At 33.1% G+C, this 19,564-nt stretch carries 21 protein-coding genes, 3 tRNA genes and 1 pseudogene; all 25 read right to left on the bottom strand.

Annotated features, from left to right (window positions below):
• Positions 1–62: 62 nt before the first annotated feature.
• Positions 63–848 (bottom strand): MBL fold metallo-hydrolase, encoded by a 786-nt coding sequence (locus tag CDO51_RS08395; protein WP_089023832.1) that lies wholly within the window; start codon positions 846–848, stop codon positions 63–65.
• Between the two features lie 23 nt (positions 849–871).
• Complete coding sequence (locus CDO51_RS08390) at positions 872–2,032, bottom strand: DUF362 domain-containing protein (RefSeq protein WP_089023831.1); 1,161 nt, start codon at positions 2,030–2,032, stop codon at positions 872–874.
• A gap of 3 nt (positions 2,033–2,035) precedes the next feature.
• Positions 2,036–2,668 carry a histidine phosphatase family protein gene (locus CDO51_RS08385; RefSeq protein WP_089023830.1) on the bottom strand — a complete coding sequence of 211 codons (633 nt, stop codon included), beginning with the start codon at positions 2,666–2,668 and terminating at the stop codon, positions 2,036–2,038.
• Positions 2,669–2,698: 30 nt separating this feature from the next.
• Positions 2,699–3,226 carry a ferredoxin domain-containing protein gene (locus tag CDO51_RS08380; RefSeq protein ID WP_089023829.1) on the bottom strand — a complete coding sequence of 176 codons (528 nt, stop codon included), beginning with the start codon at positions 3,224–3,226 and terminating at the stop codon, positions 2,699–2,701.
• Positions 3,227–4,105 (bottom strand): two-component system regulatory protein YycI, encoded by an 879-nt coding sequence (yycI, locus tag CDO51_RS08375; RefSeq protein ID WP_089023828.1) that lies wholly within the window; start codon positions 4,103–4,105, stop codon positions 3,227–3,229. It lies immediately after the preceding gene.
• Between the two features lie 22 nt (positions 4,106–4,127).
• The gene (gene yycH, locus CDO51_RS08370; protein WP_158212394.1) at positions 4,128–5,612 is read right to left on the bottom strand and encodes a two-component system activity regulator YycH; all 1,485 of its coding nucleotides are present in this window, start codon (positions 5,610–5,612) and stop codon (positions 4,128–4,130) included.
• Positions 5,596–7,398 (bottom strand): ATP-binding protein, encoded by a 1,803-nt coding sequence (locus CDO51_RS08365; RefSeq protein WP_089023826.1) that lies wholly within the window; start codon positions 7,396–7,398, stop codon positions 5,596–5,598. The genes yycH and CDO51_RS08365 overlap by 17 nt, the downstream gene beginning before the upstream one ends.
• Before the next feature lies 1 nt (position 7,399).
• Entirely contained in the window at positions 7,400–8,095 is a 696-nt protein-coding gene (locus tag CDO51_RS08360) for a winged helix-turn-helix domain-containing protein (RefSeq protein WP_089023825.1), read from the bottom strand.
• A 241-nt stretch (positions 8,096–8,336) separates the two neighbouring features.
• Positions 8,337–8,765 (bottom strand): NusG domain II-containing protein, encoded by a 429-nt coding sequence (locus tag CDO51_RS08355; protein WP_089023824.1) that lies wholly within the window; start codon positions 8,763–8,765, stop codon positions 8,337–8,339.
• 163 nt (positions 8,766–8,928) lie between these two features.
• Positions 8,929–10,338 carry a LysM peptidoglycan-binding domain-containing M23 family metallopeptidase gene (locus CDO51_RS08350; RefSeq protein ID WP_089023823.1) on the bottom strand — a complete coding sequence of 470 codons (1,410 nt, stop codon included), beginning with the start codon at positions 10,336–10,338 and terminating at the stop codon, positions 8,929–8,931.
• A 318-nt stretch (positions 10,339–10,656) separates the two neighbouring features.
• Positions 10,657–10,732: transfer RNA gene (locus CDO51_RS08345), tRNA-Phe, on the bottom strand.
• Positions 10,733–10,736: 4 nt separating this feature from the next.
• Positions 10,737–10,811: transfer RNA gene (locus CDO51_RS08340), tRNA-Glu, on the bottom strand.
• Positions 10,812–10,816: 5 nt separating this feature from the next.
• Positions 10,817–10,892: transfer RNA gene (locus CDO51_RS08335), tRNA-Lys, on the bottom strand.
• A gap of 107 nt (positions 10,893–10,999) precedes the next feature.
• Positions 11,000–12,286, bottom strand: coding sequence for an adenylosuccinate synthase (locus tag CDO51_RS08330; RefSeq protein WP_089023822.1), 1,287 nt, complete (start codon positions 12,284–12,286; stop codon positions 11,000–11,002).
• A 368-nt stretch (positions 12,287–12,654) separates the two neighbouring features.
• The gene (gene dnaB, locus CDO51_RS08325) at positions 12,655–13,998 is read right to left on the bottom strand and encodes a replicative DNA helicase (RefSeq protein ID WP_205842171.1); all 1,344 of its coding nucleotides are present in this window, start codon (positions 13,996–13,998) and stop codon (positions 12,655–12,657) included.
• A 28-nt stretch (positions 13,999–14,026) separates the two neighbouring features.
• The gene (gene rplI / locus CDO51_RS08320) at positions 14,027–14,467 is read right to left on the bottom strand and encodes a 50S ribosomal protein L9 (protein ID WP_089023821.1); all 441 of its coding nucleotides are present in this window, start codon (positions 14,465–14,467) and stop codon (positions 14,027–14,029) included.
• A gap of 18 nt (positions 14,468–14,485) precedes the next feature.
• On the bottom strand, positions 14,486–15,436 hold the full coding sequence (locus CDO51_RS08315) for a YybS family protein (protein WP_089023820.1): 951 nt from the start codon (positions 15,434–15,436) through the stop codon (positions 14,486–14,488).
• Between the two features lie 4 nt (positions 15,437–15,440).
• Complete coding sequence (locus tag CDO51_RS08310) at positions 15,441–15,758, bottom strand: MazG-like family protein (protein ID WP_089023819.1); 318 nt, start codon at positions 15,756–15,758, stop codon at positions 15,441–15,443.
• A 118-nt stretch (positions 15,759–15,876) separates the two neighbouring features.
• The gene (gene rpsR / locus CDO51_RS08305) at positions 15,877–16,101 is read right to left on the bottom strand and encodes a 30S ribosomal protein S18 (protein ID WP_089023818.1); all 225 of its coding nucleotides are present in this window, start codon (positions 16,099–16,101) and stop codon (positions 15,877–15,879) included.
• Positions 16,102–16,124: 23 nt separating this feature from the next.
• Entirely contained in the window at positions 16,125–16,586 is a 462-nt protein-coding gene (locus CDO51_RS08300; RefSeq protein WP_089023817.1) for a single-stranded DNA-binding protein, read from the bottom strand.
• Positions 16,587–16,620: 34 nt separating this feature from the next.
• The gene (rpsF, locus tag CDO51_RS08295; RefSeq protein ID WP_089023816.1) at positions 16,621–16,908 is read right to left on the bottom strand and encodes a 30S ribosomal protein S6; all 288 of its coding nucleotides are present in this window, start codon (positions 16,906–16,908) and stop codon (positions 16,621–16,623) included.
• A 124-nt stretch (positions 16,909–17,032) separates the two neighbouring features.
• A complete protein-coding gene (locus CDO51_RS08290) occupies positions 17,033–17,242 on the bottom strand; it encodes a DUF951 domain-containing protein (RefSeq protein WP_089023815.1) in 210 nt (69 codons plus the stop codon).
• Positions 17,243–17,262: 20 nt separating this feature from the next.
• The gene (locus CDO51_RS08285; RefSeq protein ID WP_089023814.1) at positions 17,263–17,922 is read right to left on the bottom strand and encodes a CvpA family protein; all 660 of its coding nucleotides are present in this window, start codon (positions 17,920–17,922) and stop codon (positions 17,263–17,265) included.
• A 72-nt stretch (positions 17,923–17,994) separates the two neighbouring features.
• Complete coding sequence (locus CDO51_RS08280; RefSeq protein ID WP_089023813.1) at positions 17,995–19,200, bottom strand: hypothetical protein; 1,206 nt, start codon at positions 19,198–19,200, stop codon at positions 17,995–17,997.
• Positions 19,201–19,350: 150 nt separating this feature from the next.
• A pseudogene (locus CDO51_RS15390) lies at positions 19,351–19,512 on the bottom strand (tetratricopeptide repeat protein); the annotation flags it as partial.
• Between the last annotated feature and the right edge of the window lie 52 nt (positions 19,513–19,564).

Here is a 19,564-nt window from a genome sequence, read left to right as displayed (position 1 = left end):
TACCCCCTAATAAAGTAGTGACTGTGATAAATTATAGCACAGTCTATAAAAAAACTTCAATACTACAGTTCAAAACCAAAAGCTCTACCTTCTCTTTCAGCAATATTAAAGGTGACATTATTAGTTATCTCTATAGGTAACTTTTCAAACACTTGATGTACATATTCTTTAACAATGTCGGGATGATTATTATCTTCACTTAAATGACCTAAAATTAATTGACTGACATTATTATCAAGTAAATCAGGTAAGTACTTAGCTAATTCCATATTTGATAGGTGCCCTTTATTACTTCTAATCCGTTGCTTTAAGTATTGTGGATATCTGCTCTTTGATAATAAGTTCAAGTCATGATTTGACTCAAGTATTAGACCGTGACACCCTTTTAAACTTTCTTTCATATGAGGTGTAAATACACCTGAATCTGTAGCGATACCAAGTTTTTTATCATTTCCAGTTATACATAATCCCACCGGTTCGTTAGCATCATGTGAGACAGGGAAAGGATCAATGTGAATATTGTCTATGTTAAACCTTTGTCCTGTCATGATAGTTTTTCTTTCTTCAGGTATAGTTCCTATTTTATTATCCATCCCACACCAAGTACCATAGGTAGCGTAAACATGTAATTGATATCTTCTAGCTAACACACCCACCCCTTTAACATGATCTTGATGTTCATGTGTTGCAATAATACCAGAAAGTTCTTGGGGACTTTTCTGAACTTCAGCTAACTTTTTTTCAATTGCTTTTCCTGATAAACCAGCATCTATTAGTAGTTTTGTATCACCTTCTTCTACATAAATAGAATTTCCATTACTACCACTAGCTAACACTGCAAATTCCATTTCCTCTCCCCACTTTCAAACGTCTATTTATTCTCTTTATCTTCTGGTTTTTCTTTTTTTTCAATTGTAATAAACTCATAGTCTTTTTGTCCCATGCCTAGCTCTTCAGCATAATCTACATGCCACTGTGCATGTTTACCAGTAATTTGTTGAAACAGCTCTTTTTCCCCCGGTTGTACCTCTTTTTCACTCCCTTTTGATTGAGGCAGAGGATCAGCTTCACTCATAATATCAAGAGTAGCTTGCTCTATAGCTACAATATCATCAGATACTAATACACCTTGATCTTGAATGACTGGTGTATCTGCCATTGGCATACAATCACATTCGGGTTGTACTTCTAAAATGAAATTTATGTATAGTATTTTACCTTCCTGGAAAGTTTGTACTGCTGCATAAGCTGCTTCACTTAAACCTTTTTGAAATCGCTCTTCAGATTGAGGGATAATAAGAGCTTCATCTTTACAAACACGTGCACATCTTCCACACTTTACACATATCTCATAATTTATTTCTATATTATCTTCATCTGTTTTATATATAGCTTCATGAGGGCACACATCTACACATCGTTCACATAGTGTACACTTTTCTTCTTCCCACTTTAATTCAGTATTCTGAGCAAAATGAATTCTTCCACGTTCAGCGTGTCCACAATTATCTTTACAACTAATAGCGCCCATCCCTAAATTTTTAATAGCTCCACCAAAGCCTGAACCAATATGCCCTTTACAATGAGAAATAACTATCATACTTGGGGCATCATAGATCGCTGATGCAACACCAATTTTACCAAGTATAGGCCCTGATTCAACTGGTTTATGATCTTTACCAAATATACCATCAGCAAGAACCATTGGTGCACCTAGTGATAAGTGATTTAACCCTTCGCTATTAGCTACTTCTAAGTATTCAATACCAGGAATCCTTACTGTATCTGTAACAAAAGGTTTCCCACCAGCTTCTTTGACAGCATTGACGACTTTTTGGATAAAGAGTGGACGAATTATTCTATGTGCACCATATGAACCAAAATGAGTCTTTATAGCTACATAGTCACCCTCATCAAAATAATTACTGACATCTACTTGTTTTAAGATTTCTTCTAATTTAGCAACTAAACTATGATGATAATCAAATTCCTTCGCCCGAGCATCTGCAAACCAAATTTTACTACCACCCAATGACTACCCCTCCATAGTTAAGTTTTTTAAATGACAAGTGTCGTTCAACGTAATAATTTTTCCTTTATTATAATCATACCAATACTCTACTTTTGTAATTGATGCATTACTAAAAGTAAAAGGCCAAGGTGTATTAAAAAAGCTATATCCTGTAAGGTATACTAAAAAACCTCCGAGAACTCTGCCGTGACTAATAATAGCTATAGTATCATCTTTATTATAGTTTTTCATTAAATTATTCATTACAATACTAATACGCTTTTTTAAGTTCATTAACCCTTCTTCCTCAGGAATAGGTGTTTCAAAAAAGTTTTCCTCTAACTTCATACCAAGGCTTGGATATTTATCTTTAATTTCTTCTCTAGTATGGCCCTCAATTACACCCCATGAATATTCATTTAATAATTTTTCTTCAATTGGTTCTTGGTTATGAAGTTTACTCATTTCATCTGCAGTAGCTCTTGCCCTATCAAGGCTACTAGTATAAACTGCCGTCATAGATTCATCTTTTAACCTATTAGCTAATTGCTTAATTTGATGTTCACCTCTATCAGTCAAAGGATAATCTTTTGTCCCTTGAAACCTTTTCTCTGTATTACCACTTGTTTCTCCGTGACGAATTAATAAGAGTCTCATCGTAAAATCTCCCTCTCGACATCATATCTGTTACCTATCAAAATATATATTCTTTCCTCCGATAAATAGTGGTATGCCATAAGCTAATTTCACCTCGTCACCTAATAGATTTAGATCAATAGCTGCTTTACCAGCTGAGAACATAATTCTATTATCAATTCTTAAGTCTGCTGCTTTACTAACTGCTGAGCCTAAGGCAATACCTAAATCACCAGAATTAAATGCACAAACCCCCTCATTTTCCTTGTTTTCGGTACAGTTTTTAAATCCGCAATAACCACAAGGATGAATACCAAGTTGCTGTATTTTAGTACCAATTAACACAATACAAGAAGTATGTTCTAGATTATCCGCATCTCGTTTAAAAAAAGCTACTCCTTCTTTTTCGGAAATCTCATACATTCTGTTACGTAACTTATCAATAGTTTCACCAGTAGCAACAGCTGTTACTAAATTATCAACACCTTTACCTTTTGGAGCTGTTCTAGCCGCAGCTGTTATAAGTTCAGAAGCTCTTTCAACAGCCCTTTCTTCTAATTCTCTTCCTTCTGTCAACATTTAATAACCTCCTTTATGCTCTAAATCTCCAGTAAAAGCATTTATATAATAATTTTGATTACCATCTTCAATTTCTATCTTCCAAACCGGTACTGCTTCCCACTCATCTGCGATATACCCCTCTGTATAATACCCAAATGTTATATTTGTTATTTCTTGAATATTTTCATTTGGTGGTAAGTTTTCAAGCAGCCTCAAAATAGCCATTGTAGCAGGTATTATTTCAATAGATTCGTCTTTAAATCCTTCCTTTTCAAGGAGAAACCCTTCAATCTCTCTAACCCCATCATTACCCAGTTTTACTAGTGTAAAACCACCATATAAGTTGTAATCATCTATTTCTTGATAATAAATTAGCCTTTTCGAATTACTTTGCTCAACTTTTTTATTCAATGTTAGGTTGTCCGGAAAATTCAACAGATCAAACAGTTTTTCCGCTTGTTCTTTTGCTGTTTCTTTGGTTAACTGAAACTCACCATTTTCTTCTTTATCTAAATAACCGTTTTTAAACGATATATTTATACGTCCTCCTGGAGATTGGGAGATTACAACTTCTTCGTGTTCAGAAGAAACTATAGTAGTATCTTCGTCACTTTTTAATGAATACGAACCTTCTATCAATAAGCTTATTTTTTTCCTTAAATCAGTTTGAAAGTTACTTACTCTTAAGTAGTTAGCTGTAAAGCTTTCTTGAGATATATCTAAATCAAAGGTTAAATTATGTGACTTCAATCTTTGTTCTAATTCCGCTCTCTGTTCATCAGTTATTTGTGCTTGTAAATACGGTGTATCTGACTCAATAATCCATTTATACCCTAAAAAAAGATTTAGGATCAGAAAGGAAATTAATAATACGCTTTTAGCACGTTCCCAATCCAATCAATCCCCCCCAATTAAATGACTAATCGACTTTCCAAGCTGGAATAAACTCATGTGTTCCATCTTCAAATTCTAGTATCCAAATTGGTTCTATATAGTAGGCATTATTCTCTCTTAATAGATCAAACCCTAGAAATGTTCTCTTTAGTTGAGTTATATTTTGAGAAAGTTTAGAAGTAATATCTTTAAAATCTTGTAATTTTTTTTCTTCTACTTTATTATCAAGCTCACTGTATAACCATTTTTGAAGAGCTTTGTCAATGCTAATCATTTCCCCATCTTTGTTTATCCTTTGAAATGTTTTGGGAACTTGTCTTCTATACTCAACTATAGAATTTCCAAATAACCTTATTTCAACCGCCTTATCTGTCATGATAGGTACTCCGTTATGATAATAACGATAGTTTATTGAAGAATATTCTCTAGTACTTTCAGAGGGATTTAATTCAGTAACCCTTAAGTGTTCTTCCCAGCCACCATATAAAGAAATATAGTGACCACCTTGTTCGAGTAAATCATAATAGTCTACTCGCATAAGGTTACGATCCTCTGTCCGTGGAGCATTATAATGAACAGCCCCCTCTGGATACAAACGTAACCCCCGTTGTCCGTCTGTAAAAATATTAGTGCCATCTCGTTCTTCGATTTTCCTAACAAAAGATAGATCTAAAAAAAATGCTTTTGCTAGTCGCTTATGATCAATTGACTCAAATTCTACTGCTTTAGGATAAAACTTTTTATCAGGTCTAGGTACATATTCTGATACCGATGTTTGAGCTATTTGTTGGCTTTGGTTTTCAATTAGTCCTAATAATTCAGTTTCAGAAGATAAAAGTAACTCCTCATTATTTTCTTCTTTTATACAGTCAAATAAATAGTTTTGTGTAACTTCCTTGTAAGTTTGTGAAAGTAATTGAGAATCAAAATTTCTACCCCAGTTACTTTCTTTTAAACTATTAAGTAATTTATCACTCTCTTGTTCAGTTAAATTAACATCCAAGAAATACCCTTTAGTTTTTTCATTATTAACTAGTAAAATCTCTGGTTCATCTGAATAGGTGATTAAAATATCTTTAAATCCATCCTCAAAAGAAAATTGTAGCAATTCATCTTCCCAAAACAAAGAAGGTAGACAGATATTAGGTAGTCTAAAAATAATATATGGTGACGATAGAGTTAACTCATTCTTTTCATGTATGTCATCATCAAGTTGTTTAATATTTTTTAATTTGTTCTTAATTATCCCCCACGCTTCGTCGAACCTTTCATCTGTTTCATATAGCAACCTAACTTCATCAGCTTCTTGTTCAGATTTGAGGTCAATATAACCGATATATTCTGGAGACAGTTGATCGAATGTGGCTGGTTGTTCACCATAGGTGATCTCCTCTAGGTTTTGATCACTCGTTGCTTCATAGTTATGATCTGTAATCCAAAGCCTTCCAGTTAGGTGGATACTGTTTAAAACTAGTATGATAAGTACAATTGTTTTAACTCGCTCCAACATAATGTGCCTCCTGAACTTTTGGTAAGAATAAATAAACTTCTGTTCCCTTACCTTCTTGACTAGATACAGTAATATCTCCACCATGAGCTTGAATTATCTCTCTCGCAATAGCGAGACCTAACCCTGTTCCTCCTTGTGCCCTAGAACGAGCCTTTTCAACTCTATAAAAACGTTCAAATATTCTTGGTAGATCTTTTGATGGAATTCCTATACCATTATCCTTAACTTTAATTTCAACAGCTTTTTCTACACAAGAAAGTTCTAAATCTACTTGACCACCATATACACTATACTTGATAGCATTCTCTAATAGATTTGTAAAAACTTGGGTTAATTTATTGCTGTCTCCTTGTATATAAATATCATCATTTTCACTTGAAATATTAACTTGTAAATTAATATTCCTATCTTTTTTTATAGGCTCAATAAAATTAACACTTCTATAAACTACTTCTTTAACATCTATAGAGTTAAACTCAATTACTGGTTCTTTTCTATCTAATTGTGATAGGACCATTAATTCTTTTACCATAGAAACCATTCTATTTGTCTCTTTATAAACAACATCTAAAAAATTTTGAGAAACCTTCTCATCTTTATAAGCTCCATCTAGTAGTGTTTCAATATAACTTTTTACAGTTGTAAGTGGTGTTCGCAGTTCATGTGAAACATTAGCAACAAATTCTTGTCGCATTTGTATTAGATCCTGTTGTTCAGTAATATCATTTAGAGCAATTATTACACCCTCATGTTGTTTCCTTTCAGCTTTGAAAGGAACTAATTGTGCTTGCAATACTCTTTTCTCATTTGTTGTAATATTTTTTTCTTTTCTTATAAAGTTATCTCCTTCTAGCATATTTTGAAACTCATCATTGGTCACAAACTTATCTATTATTGGTTCTGCAGAGTGATTTATTAACTTTTCTCCATCTAAATCTAACATTTTTTCTGCTGCAGGATTAATATGAATAATTTCGCGATTTCTATTCACTGCAATTACTCCATCACTCATCTGTGTAAGTATAGCTTCTACTTTTGCTTTTTCAGATGAAATTTCTTTTAAGGTGTGATCAAGTCGATAGGCTAAATAATTAAACATCTTTCCTAAATTTCCTATTTCATCATCACTTTTCACCTCAATTCTTTGATTAAAATCACCTTGAGCCATTGCTTGAGCTGTTTGTGTGACAACTTGAACTGGCCTTGTGATTGTTCTAGAAAGAATAATGCCCAATACTACTGTCACAATCATTGCAAATACTGTTCCTGTAAATAAAATAGTCCTTACCTCACCTAAAGTTTCATCCACTCTCTCTAATGATCCTACAAGATATATTGCTCCTAAAATTTGATTGCCTCTTTCAACAGGAATGGCTAGAGATTTTTCGCGTACATTAGTGCTTTGATTTAATTTGATATCTGTACCTCTGTTTCCCGATAAAGCTCGCGTTATTTCTTGTTCTGCGATGACTTTTCCAGGTAAGTTTTCTTCCCCCGAAGATGTGGCTAAAATTCTTCCGTTCTCATCCAATACAGTAATCTCATTTTGAGCTTGTTTACCAAATTCTTCGATTAGCTGTGATATATACTCTTCATCTTGTTCTTCGGCTAGATGTCGTTCTAATAAACTTCTAATTAGATCAGCTTCTGAACTCATTCGTTCTCTATAATCATCAAGATAATATTGATCTAATGATTGAAGAAGATAAACACTTATCAATTCCATAGCTAATAACATTAATAATAAAAATATAACCACAAGCTTCCATTGGACGGTTTTAAACATTCTACGCCCTCCTTAGGTAATAACCCATACCCCGTTTCGTCATTACATAATTGGGCTCACCAGGATCATCTTCTAGTTTTTCTCGTAATCTTCTAATAGTCACATCAACAGTTCGATCTTCTCCGATATAATCAAGTCCCCATACCTCTTCAAGTAATCTATCACGTGATATAACTTCTCCCTTATGTCTTACCAGATATACTAATAATTGAAACTCTCGATAGGTCAAATCTAAAGAGCGCCCATTTTTGCTAACTTCAGCTGTTTTTAAGTTAATTTTTATATCTTGATATGCTAATATTTCATCTTCAGTTTTTGTTGAACTAGACGATAATGATACACGTCTAACAAGAGCTTTTATTCTTGCTAGAAGCTCTCGGTTACTAAATGGTTTAGTAACATAATCATCTGCACCTAATTCTAGTCCTAATACTTTATCTACTTCAGCATCTTTAGCTGTTAGTATCAATATTGGTACCGCACTTTTATCCCGAATCTCCTTACAGATAGTAAAACCATCTTTTTCAGGTAACATCAAATCTAAAATAATAACATGTGGTGAAAAATAATCAAACTTCTTTATAGCTTCTTTTCCATCATAAGCTATATCAGTTTCATATCCTTCCTTCCTTAAATTAAAATCAATAATGTCAGCAATCGGCTTTTCATCTTCTACAATTAATACTTTATAACTCATTTTAATCCATCCTTAAAATTTTTAGTGCTTCATATTATAATGGTTCTCTTTTTACAAAAACAAATCCTTCATGAATATTTTATATGCTTTACCAAAAAAAAGATAGCGATGCACGGCACCGCTATCTAGTAAATCTATATTAAGAGGGGGTCAGACCTTTATTGTAGTTATATTATAACTTGAAAATGTTACAGAAATATTACAAACAAGTTAAAGTTAGGTAACAAGGTCTGACATTAATTTAACCTGTAATCCCATCTAAATCATTATCTTCAGGTTCTCCCCCTTCTAAATAAATCATTAAATCATTTGGAATACAAACAATTGCTTGCCTTTCCTGGCTAATCCACCCAGTATCAGAACAGATATGAAGGGGACATATTTCACTAGGCATTCTCTTGAGCCTTACTCTATTGTGCTCTAATTCTACAACGGCATTATAATCTTCGTCTATTAGAGATACTGCAACTTTTTTGGTTTCCCCTTCTGAGGGCATATCTATCTCTTTAACAATTTCACCATCAAGTTCTATTACAGCTACACCTTCATCTTCTTGTCCTAGGTTTCCTCCCCAGAAAAAAAATATACTTAGAGCAATAGCTATCAATAAAACACCAGTTATTATTATGTCTCCAACTGTGATAACTTTCAGGTATTTTTTTAAGCTCATATAGTCCACCTCTTTAAAGAGTCTTGTTTTATAGATTAAAGCTCACATACAACCTTTGTACTGAAATTTACGATATGACTATACATTAAATCTCTTGCATTGTCTAGCGAGAATTTTTGTTAATTAACAAAAACCCTCTCACATTTTGCGAGAGGGAAATTTACTATAAATCAGACGTATTAAAATAGTTTAATGGATCAGTATGTTGACCATTTCTGTGAATTTCAAAGTGCAAATGAGGACCCGTACTATTTCCTGTTGAACCAACAAGAGCAACTACATCACCTTGGTTTACATACTCTCCTGTTGAAACATGGTTAGAAGAATTATGAGCATAATAAGTTTCGTAGCCATTTGAATGACTAATTATTACTAAATTACCATACCCCCCACGATACCCAGAGTGAGTAACTTTACCGTCAGCTGCTGCTCTCACTGGAGTCCCTTGGGATGCTCCATAGTCTAGTCCTTGGTGGAACCCCCTACCCCGTTTACCATATCTTGAGGTGATTTTACCTTCTGAAGGATCAATGGGAAATAAAAATCTACCATCATTAGACATTGCGCCTGGACGTGCAGAGGTACCACGAGCAACCACTCTGTTCTTCGGTTCTTCAATAACCTCTTTATTTAAAACTTCTCTTGTTTTCTCTTCCCCGTTTTCCTTAACAACACGATAAGTTACCACGCGTACACCTGCTTTACCCGGTTCGACCACCCTTGTCTCACCTGACCACATAGAAGAGTCTGTTCTATATTCAGTATCATAAGAAATTGATTCCTTTACTTGTCTTTTCTCAGTAGCTTCAACATTTACGTAGCTGTCAGATTTTTGTAGCCTTATTTTTTCACCAGGTCTTAAGGTTTTTTCATCTAACTGTGGATTAGCTTTTCTAAGCTCACTTACAGTCTTACCTTCATTACTAGCTATAGACCAAAGGGACTCACCTTCATTAACTTCATAATTCTCTGTATACTTAGATCCTTCAATTAAAACATTAATAGCACTTTCCTTGTCCATTATTTTATCAGGATGTACCCTTGTTTCTTCGATGGTTATTTCTTCTTGTACTTCAATATCTTCAACTTGCCCATCTTTTGATATAAATTGTTCTCCTACTTTGTCTAATAGTTCGTCCGACGTAACATCATCCTGAACAAAAGCTACCTGCTTGTCATCAACATAAATCGCATTAGCCTTGACCATGACAGTAATAGTTGATTCTAAATAATTTTCTATTTCACTAATATCATCTAAGTCTGCATCCATTCTATGTTCTTTTTCTACACAGAGCTCTTCAGCAATAGTAATATTATCTAAATCATAATCAGATTTTGCGTTATTTTTGGCTTGTTCAATACTATGTTCAATTTTTTCTTTATCTTCACTAGAAAAAACAGCAACTTCTCGATCATCTAAATATAGAACTTTAACATAGCCCTCTAAAAATTTCTGGTGGTTTCTATATGTAAGTATACCTGTACCTATAATCAAAACAATTATACAAAAGATAGTAATTCTTTTTAAAGGGGAAACGAGTTTCATATATTCTGAAAAAGGCTTAGTTTCCATTTTATCCCTCCCCGGATCGGCATGCACTATTATATTCAAAATATAATGTTTCTATTCTAGCAAGTCCAAAAGCTCTTTTTTGAAGTTTTTATTTCTTCACAACTTCATATTAAGACATACAAGTAATTTATATTTTTATAAATTATTCATTATTTAACACAAAACTAATTTTATCATAAACCATTAACAATAAGCAATTAAATTAAGTTAATTTTATTAGTAACAACTTCAAACAAAATAGTAACTTTTTGTTTGATATAGAATTTATCCAGAGTTTTAACATTAAAAAAGCGGATTCCAAAAGGAATCCGCTTAATGTGGTGGCGAGAGGCGGAATCGAACCGCCGACACGAGGATTTTCAGTCCTCTGCTCTACCGACTGAGCTATCTCGCCAAGTTGGTGACCCCTAGGGGATTCGAACCCCTGATACCGGCGTGAAAGGCCGGTGTCTTAACCACTTGACCAAGGGGCCACATCTGGTGAGCCATGGAGGATTCGAACCTCCGACACCCTGATTAAAAGTCAGGTGCTCTTCCAGCTGAGCTAATGGCTCACCTCGCTGACATTTATAAATCTTACACTACTTTGCGTTATTTGTCAACCATTCTTGTAAGTTTTTTTTAACGAAATATTAAAAAGCCAATGAATTGGGACTTAATCTTATTCAAAAATTTTATTTCGAACTTTAGTTTGTGATCTTTTGGGACCCACAGAAACAATAGATACTGGTAGAGAAGTAAGCTCTTCTATCCGCTTAACATATTTTCTTGCATTATCAGGAAAATCTTCAAATTTTTCTATTTGAGAGATGTCCTCATACCAACCTGGTATTTCTTCATATATAGGACTACATTCTGAAAGTATTTTTTGACTTGCCGGGAAATGTTTTATTACTTCTCCACGGTATTTATAACCTACACAAATTTTTACAGTTTCAAACCCAGATAGGACATCTACTAGTGTTAGAACAATATGGTTTAATCCATTTATTCTTTTAGCATAATTTAAAATCACCGTATCTAACCAGCCTGTTCTTCTAGGGCGCCCTGTTGTTGTTCCAAATTCATTGCCCTTTTCCCTTATTCTGTCTCCAATTTCATTTGTTAACTCACTAGGAAAAGGCCCATCTCCAACTCTAGTACAGTAAGCTTTTACCACACCAGCTACATCAGATATATTACTCGGTGCTACACCCGTACCAGAACAGGCACCTCCTACCACAGGATTAGATGCAGTTACGTAAGGATAAGTTCCATGATCTAAGTCAAGAAGAGTTCCTTGAGCACCCTCAAACACCATCTTTTTTTTCTCTTCATTAAATCTTTCTAATATCACTGAAGTATCTTTTATATATGGTCTTATCTTTTTAGCATATTCTTTATATTCTGAAATAACTTCTTCCGGATCAAAAGTCTCGACATCATACATTTTTTCTAACAATAGATTTTTCCTAGTCACAGCCAAACGAATTTTTTCTTCTAACTCTTCATCATCTTGTAAATCGCTCATTCTGATACCAACTCTTGAGGCTTTATCCATATAGCATGGTCCAATCCCTTTCCCTGTAGTTCCAATCTTTTGTTCTCCTCGAGAAGATTCTTCTAGACCATCTATCACTTTATGATAAGGCATAATCACATGAGCACGGTCACTAATAACTAAATGGTTCGCTTCTACACTATTTTGTTTTAAGTAATCTAATTCATCAATTAACGCCTGTGGGTCAATAACCATACCATTTCCAAGAACACAAGTTTTTCCACCATAGAAAATTCCGGAAGGAATTAAATGTAACTTGTATTCTTTCTCACCTATTTTAACAGTATGGCCAGCATTATTACCTCCTTGATATCTAACAATTACATCAGCTGTTTCTGCAAGAAAATCGGTAATTTTACCTTTTCCTTCGTCTCCCCATTGTGTTCCTACAACTACTACTCCAGACATAATACGCCCTCCTAATTTTTTTTGCAATTAGTTTTAAAATTTGCTAAATTAAACAATACTCATGCACAAAAGACTTTCTCTATGTTTAATTACTTTCACTAATAAGTTGTTCAAAAAATTCGAAGATAAAAATTTATTATACATTTGTATTATCTAAAAAATCAGCTTTTTTATTACTAATTTTTAGATCTTTTAAAGTATCAATCTAATATTTATACGGAACATAAAGAATCTAGCTATTAAACATTTAAAGTTTATCAGAGGGGGTTGCTACTGTCAATAAAAAACCGAACTTTAATTTAGTTTTAACACGGAACGTTCGTTTGTAGGGTAAAAAAATTACAAGGGTTCCCCCCTTGTAATATAATCTAAACTTGATCATCATAACGATAATCAATCGATAAAAATTTGTTGTGTTGATTTTCAAACCAAAGATCAACAGTACCTATAGGACCATTTCTCTGTTTCGCAACTATTACTTCGGCTATATTTTGTTTTTCACTGTCTGGATTATAGTAATCATCTCTATAAATAAACAAAACAACATCAGCGTTTGCTTCTATACCACCAGATTCTAAAAGATCACTTAACATAGGACGTTTTTCCTGTCTTTGTTCAACAGCTCGTGAAAGCTGTGATAGTGAAATTACTGGGACATTAAGTTCTTTTGCTAGTGATTTTAAGGCTCTAGATATTTGTGATATTTCTTGTTGTCTGTTTTCTGGATTTTTACTACCTTGCATTAACTGTAAATAGTCTATGAAGATGGCTTCTAATCCATGTTCTGCTTTTAATCGCCTCGCTTTTGCTCTCATCTCCATAACTGTAATAGATGCTGTATCATCAATAAATATAGGAGCTTCAGATAAAGGTCCTATAGCTTTTGTCATTTTGGGCCAATCCTCACTAGATAAATTACCTGTTCTTAATCTATGGGCATCAATTTGAGCTTCTGCACATAGCATCCTTTGAACTAACTGATCTTTACTCATCTCTAAACTAAAAATAGCTACAGGGCGGTCCTCCTTAACTGCTATGTGTTGTGCCATATTTAAAGCTAGTGTTGTCTTACCCATTGAAGGACGAGCAGCTAAAATCACTAGGTCAGATGGTTGTAACCCAGATAATCTTTGGTCTAAGTCAATAAAACCAGTCGGAATTCCTGTAACATTACCTTGATTATGGTATAAGTGTTCAATCTTATCAAAGGTTTCCATCAAAACTTCTTTTACAGGAACAAAATCTTGAGTGCTTGTCTTTTGGCTTACTTCAAAGATTAACTTCTCTGATTCATCAAGCAATTTCTCAACTTCATCAGGATCCTCATAACTCATACTAACTATTTTCGTTGAAGCTGAAATTAGTTGTCGTAAAAGTGATTTTTCTTGAACAATTTTTGCGTAATAGTGGACATGTGCTGATGTCGGAACTGCATTTGCTAGATCTGTTAGATAGTCAATCCCACCAATAGCCTCCAAAATGCCGTCATTTCTCAATTGTTCAGAAAGAGTTACTAAATCTACTGGCTCTCCTTCTTCACCTAGCTTGAGAATAGCTTCATATATTTTTTCATGAGAATCTTTATAAAAATCATTAGTTTTTAAAATTTCTGTAACAGTTGATATTGCTTCCCCATCAATTAACATTGCTCCTAAAACAGATTGTTCTGCTTCCACATTCTGCGGAGGAAGTCGATCTGTAATTTCTGCCACTTCCATCCCTTCTTTCTAGAACAGATTATTATTTTTCTACCACTTGAACATCTAATTGAGCATTGACATCTGGATGTAATTTAATATTTACTTGGTGAGTTCCTAAAGTCTTAATCGGATCCATCTCAATCTTTTTCTTATCAACTTTATAGCCTTTATTTTTAAGTTGTTTCCCAACATCTTTATTCGTAACTGAGCCGAAAACTTTACCACCATCTCCGGTCTTTTGATAAATTACAACTTTTTCGTCTTCTAGTTGTTTTTTTAGATCTTGTGCTTCTTTTAATTTTTTAGCTTGTTTTTCTTGTTCCTTTTTTTGCTGTAACTCTAAATCTTTGATATTGCCTTTACTTGCTTCAACCGCTAATCCTCGAGGGATCAAAAAGTTTCTTGCATAACCCTCGTTCACATCTTTAATTTCTCCCTGTTTTCCTAGTTTTTTAACATCCTGTTGTAAAATAACCTTCATTTTATCTACCCCCAATCATTATTTAGATAAAGCTTCTCGAAAATTAAATAATTGATCTGATATTCCAATCAAAACTATTACCATATTCAGAAAAGATATAGTTAAACCTAAAATTATAATTAAAATTGTTACAAAATTAGATAGGTTTTTCTTTTCTTTAAAATACCAATAAATAGTCGCTAGTCCATGGACTAGTAGAATCCAATTTGATATAAAGAATAGATTAGCAGAAAGCATTCCCCAATATCCATAGATATCAGAAGTTAATAGCATTATTAAGGTAGCTAGAACGTAAAACCACGTAAAAAAAATTGGAAAACGCCAATTTCTAAACTTGGGTAATTTTTTAATCGCGTATCCTAGTTTTTCTAATATTTTAATATTTATAGAAACCTGTAAAAATCCTAAAATAACTGAAGCCGTAATGATACCACTAGGGAAAAACACCATAATATTATCATAAAACATATCACCTAGTTCTCCTAACTCTTTGATTTGAGACTCTGATACTCCCATGTTTTCTAAACTTTGTTCTTGAGCATCTATAGTAACTTCAAATAAGTTTACTGTTTCCTTAACTATATCAATTTCTAGAATAATCTGTGTTAATCCTAGTGAAATCATTACAAGTGTAAGAATCGAAACACTCCCTGCAAGAAGTGTTTTTATAGCTGACCAATTAGAATTTAAAGCATAGCCTAAAAAACCTCCTATTACCGTAGCAATCAAACTAGAGACCACAGCATAGATCGGATCAACAATCATAACCAATATTGTTAAACCAATCAATGCAGACATCAAAAATATTTTAACATTTGTTCGAAAAAAAATAACCACATATGGTATTGGTAATATAATCAATGAAAGCAATACAATTGGCAATACATAGACAGCCAATGAAAGAACAACGAATAGAGCTGTTAATATAGCACCTTCTGTAATGTATTTAGTGTTCGGTGAGCTAGTCATGTGTTCACCTCTTTTGATTTTCAAAATATGCCTTTAAAGAACTTAAATCCCCGTACCATCTCTCTGCTTCATGATCTTTTAAGATTTGATCATCTACTTTTTTGAAAGTAGCAGCTTCTAAGTCATCAAAGTCTATTCCTACCTTTTTAGCAAGTAAATATACTGTAATTAAAATACCAGTTAGAGCATCTAGAATTAATTTTTCTGATCCTTCCATCAAAGCTTTGAAAAGTTTCCCAACAGACTCCACTAATTCACCTTTAAGCCACTCTAAATAACGAATATTTTTAGCAATATTAGAACTTTCATTTTTCCAGGTCATTATGATCCTCCTGATTTACTATTTTTCTTCCACGTTATATATTCTTCAATGACATAAGAAATCCTTTTACTTAACACAAAGAGGGAGCAAAGTATGCCCCCTCTTCAAATTAATAAATTTAGTCTTCAACTGTATATGGTAGTAAAGCTATATGTCTAGCTCGTTTAATTGCTCCTGTCAATTGACGTTGATGTTTTGCACAGTTTCCATTTATTCTACGAGGAAGAATTTTTCCTCGTTCAGTAACATATTTTTTAAGCTTATCTACTTGTTTGTAGTCAATTTCACTGATTTTATCAGCACAAAAATTACACACTTTGTTTCTTCTTTTTCGTCGTGCCAAATCTCATCCCTCCTTTTTGGCTATTAAAAGGGTACATCATCATCATCCACTTGGTATTCTTCACCACCAAATCCAAATTGGTCACTTCCAGAATTATCTGAACTTCCTTGGTTTCCAAAACCCGACTCAGAATAATTAGAACCAGAGTTTTTATTTGAATTTTTAGGCCAGTCTAAAAAGCGAACTGATTCACCCACAACTTCAGCAACTCTTCTAGTTTGTCCATCTTGAGTCTCATAGCTTCGCATCTGAAGTCTTCCATTGACGGCAACTAATCTCCCTTTTCCTAGGTGATTAGCACATTGTTCCGCTTGTTTTCTCCAAGTGACAATATTAATAAAATCGGCTTCTCGTTCACCTTGTCGATTTGTAAAAGGTCTCTCAACCGCCAAGCTAAAATTACAAACAGCCACACCGTTTCCAGGAGTATATCGAAGCTCTGGATCACGGGTCAATCGACCGATAAGTACCACTTGATTTAGCAAATTTAAACCTCCTCAGACAGCTCCCGAGTAACATTTAGTCATCTAATCTTGTTATAAGGTATCTAATAACTTGTTCACTCATTCTAAAAGAACGTTCTAACTCTTCAGTCACCTGTTTGTCTCCAGTAAACGTAGTAATAGAATAGATACCTTCTTGATAGTCATTAATACTATAAGCTAAACGCTTCTTACCCCATTTTTCAGTTTCCTGAACTTCACCGTCATACTTTTCAATAATTGATTTAATCCAGTTATTTGCTTCTTCTACCTGCTTTTCTTCTAGATCAGGGGTAAAAATAGTAACTACTTCGTACTTTCTCATATCTTCACCTCCTCCCTTTGGTCTGAGCCCTATTTTATATAGAGCAGGGAATACAACTCAAAATGATATCATAACTAAATGCATTATGCAATAACACTACTAGCTTGTCTTTTTAAATTTTAAGTTAGTTGTTCAATTCCTTTTTCACTTCTTCCTCTGATAAGACTTTTTTAACTTGTTTTACAAATTTAGTTCTCGGGATCATTATACTTCTTTCACAACTCATACACTTAATCCTAAAATCAGCACCTACACGAATTATTTTCCATGCGTTTGCACCACAAGGATGAGGTTTTTTCATTTTTACTACTTGATTTAAAGTATAACCCTGCATAAAAAGACACCTCCATAAAATCAGTATAGTAGTTTCGATATTAATTCAATCAGTAAATAACCAATATAGGAGTTTTGTAACTCTCTTAATATCTGATAAGGTATCCCGAAAGGGGTAATCAATAAAATCAGAAACAACCATACACTTACTATGATCAATCCTTGAGAAATTCCTACTAAAGCACCACCCCATGCACTAGGAGAGGCTAAAAAGTTATGTTTTTTTCTTTTCTCAAAGATTATATCCATGATAATATAAATTAATTTTCTAAAAGTAAAATAAGTAATAATAAAACATAAGACATTGATTATAAAAAATATAATGATTTCTGAAAAAGACGTCTCTATTACATGAGTTATTTCACCCGTTTCAAGAGATTCAACAGGTACAACTTCTTGCTCTTTTTCATCTTTTAAGTACCAGCTTGAGATAACCTCTTTTCCTACCCCCATGTCTATTAAAGATGTTAAATTAACCTCATAATCTACTAAACTACTATTTAGTTCATAATCATAATAGGATGTTATTGTTTCTGCAGATGGCCTATGAACCCAACTAGCTAATAATAAAGAAAAAAATGCTCCAACACATCCGGCAAAAGTTGCTAAATAACCTTTTAAAAAACCACTCACAGCATACCAGGATGTCCATACCATTACAAATAAATCAAATAAATTCACCTTGAATTCCTCCAGTACAATTCATAGTATTTATATGTACTATACTCAAGGATATATGTATTGATTTGTAATTTAATGATACTCTATTTCATAAAGATTAAGTTTCCCATTTTCTTTTAGTTGCAGATAATTTTCTCCTGTTTCACAAAACTGTCCTTTTACCGACATTCCAAAGGGACTTTTGTGTACAGTAAGATTATTTTCATCAATTCTATATAAGGTGTTTTCTGTAATAATTCCAAACTCATTATATTGTTCTAAATATGTGATATCTAATATTTCTTCAGATATTTCGTTGTCTCTTATAATTTCTCCTTCGTTGTTAAGAAGTACACTTTTCCATTTATTTTGATCTGACCCCATTTCAAATGTCAATAACCACTTGTTTTGGTTTTTGTTATGTTTCATTTGTAACACTTCTTTTTCAGAATCAATATCAATTTTTCTTACATGTCCCTCATCATCGAATATCGAGAGCTCTGACTTAGTCTCCACAATTAATATCTGTCCATTTGTTTCTAATTTAATAGGTGGTTCTTTAAGACTAAACTCCTTGTTTATCTTCTCTTTTTCTAAATCATAATATATTAGTTTAAATTCTGCAGTGACTAAATCAACTAAAGTATAAGTTAAATATTTCCCATCTTTAAATTCGCTCGTTAATTGTAATATAGCTTTATCTTTATATTCCTTGACTATCTGATCATTTTCTGAGTTAAGTGGAATTAAACGAAGTCTATCTTTATATTCTATACCGTTTTTTTCTGTTACTTCACTATTAACTAAACCTACATATTCATCAGAGAAGTAAATCAATTCTTCTTCAGGGGTTTTAGAAAAACTGGTTGCAACCTCCCCTGAGTTAATTAGCGCAATTTTTTCATCAGATTTTTTTATTAATGTATTATCTATTTTTTTAACTACTTCATTATTGTTTAATGATAGAGTTTCCTCAATAGTTAGTCCTTCATCATACATTCTTAACTGATGATCACTATTCCCTTGAATAGTAATTATCCAGTTATTTTTTAAATAGCTGATACTAACTTCATTCACATTAACATTTTCTAGTGTTTTCTCAGATTTTAGAAAAACACCCGGTTTCCCAAGATAAAATTCTATTGGATTAAAAGTAGTGGTATATCTTGAAATTTGTAGATACAGGCCAAAGATTAAAATAAAAGCTAGTATTATGAAATAAAAAAAAGGTTTTTTGGTAACTTTTATTATACCAAAACGCTTAAAAGAAGCCCTATTAGAATTATTTGAACCAGACATCCAATCCTCCCTCCTCGATTGCTTTCAACAAACTTTTGTTTTTCAAAATAATGAATTAAAACTTCTTTATCGCCATTTTTTTATATTTTCGAGCTAATATTTTGTTTTTTATGAAAGATTTGCTATTACCCTTCTTTTTTTCAATCCTTGCTAAATTGTTATAAAGGACTGGGTTTTTAAGGTAAACAATAATGCTTTATGATAATATTCCTCAGCAAGTTCTTTGTCTCCTAATTCTAGATATATGTTTCCTATATTACTATAAGGCGAAGAATAGTTAGGCCATAAATCTATAGCTTTTTCAAAATAATCTCTAGCCTCCTCTAGCTAAAACAACACCCATTTTATTGTAACCAGGAGAAAA

Origin of the sequence: Natranaerobius trueperi (assembly GCF_002216005.1) — a bacterium.
Taxonomy (GTDB): Bacteria; Bacillota; Natranaerobiia; order Natranaerobiales; family Natranaerobiaceae; genus Natranaerobius_A; species Natranaerobius_A trueperi.
The sequence above is the reverse complement of the archived record's forward strand: the minus strand, read 5'-3'. Positions and strand labels throughout refer to the sequence as shown.

Coding starts and splice junctions, on each gene's coding strand:
- CDO51_RS08395 (WP_089023832.1), bottom strand. CDS start 848: ATGGAATTTGCAGTGTTAGCTAGTGGTAGTAATGGAAATTCTATTTAT.
- CDO51_RS08385 (WP_089023830.1), bottom strand. CDS start 2,668: ATGAGACTCTTATTAATTCGTCACGGAGAAACAAGTGGTAATACAGAG.
- CDO51_RS08380 (WP_089023829.1), bottom strand. CDS start 3,226: ATGTTGACAGAAGGAAGAGAATTAGAAGAAAGGGCTGTTGAAAGAGCT.
- yycH (WP_158212394.1), bottom strand. CDS start 5,612: ATGTTGGAGCGAGTTAAAACAATTGTACTTATCATACTAGTTTTAAAC.
- CDO51_RS08365 (WP_089023826.1), bottom strand. CDS start 7,398: ATGTTTAAAACCGTCCAATGGAAGCTTGTGGTTATATTTTTATTATTA.
- CDO51_RS08360 (WP_089023825.1), bottom strand. CDS start 8,095: ATGAGTTATAAAGTATTAATTGTAGAAGATGAAAAGCCGATTGCTGAC.
- CDO51_RS08355 (WP_089023824.1), bottom strand. CDS start 8,765: ATGAGCTTAAAAAAATACCTGAAAGTTATCACAGTTGGAGACATAATA.
- CDO51_RS08350 (WP_089023823.1), bottom strand. CDS start 10,338: ATGGAAACTAAGCCTTTTTCAGAATATATGAAACTCGTTTCCCCTTTA.
- CDO51_RS08330 (WP_089023822.1), bottom strand. CDS start 12,286: ATGTCTGGAGTAGTAGTTGTAGGAACACAATGGGGAGACGAAGGAAAA.
- rplI (WP_089023821.1), bottom strand. CDS start 14,467: ATGAAGGTTATTTTACAACAGGATGTTAAAAAACTAGGAAAACAGGGA.
- CDO51_RS08315 (WP_089023820.1), bottom strand. CDS start 15,436: ATGACTAGCTCACCGAACACTAAATACATTACAGAAGGTGCTATATTA.
- CDO51_RS08310 (WP_089023819.1), bottom strand. CDS start 15,758: ATGACCTGGAAAAATGAAAGTTCTAATATTGCTAAAAATATTCGTTAT.
- rpsF (WP_089023816.1), bottom strand. CDS start 16,908: ATGAGAAAGTACGAAGTAGTTACTATTTTTACCCCTGATCTAGAAGAA.
- CDO51_RS08290 (WP_089023815.1), bottom strand. CDS start 17,242: ATGCAGGGTTATACTTTAAATCAAGTAGTAAAAATGAAAAAACCTCAT.
- CDO51_RS08280 (WP_089023813.1), bottom strand. CDS start 19,200: ATGTCTGGTTCAAATAATTCTAATAGGGCTTCTTTTAAGCGTTTTGGT.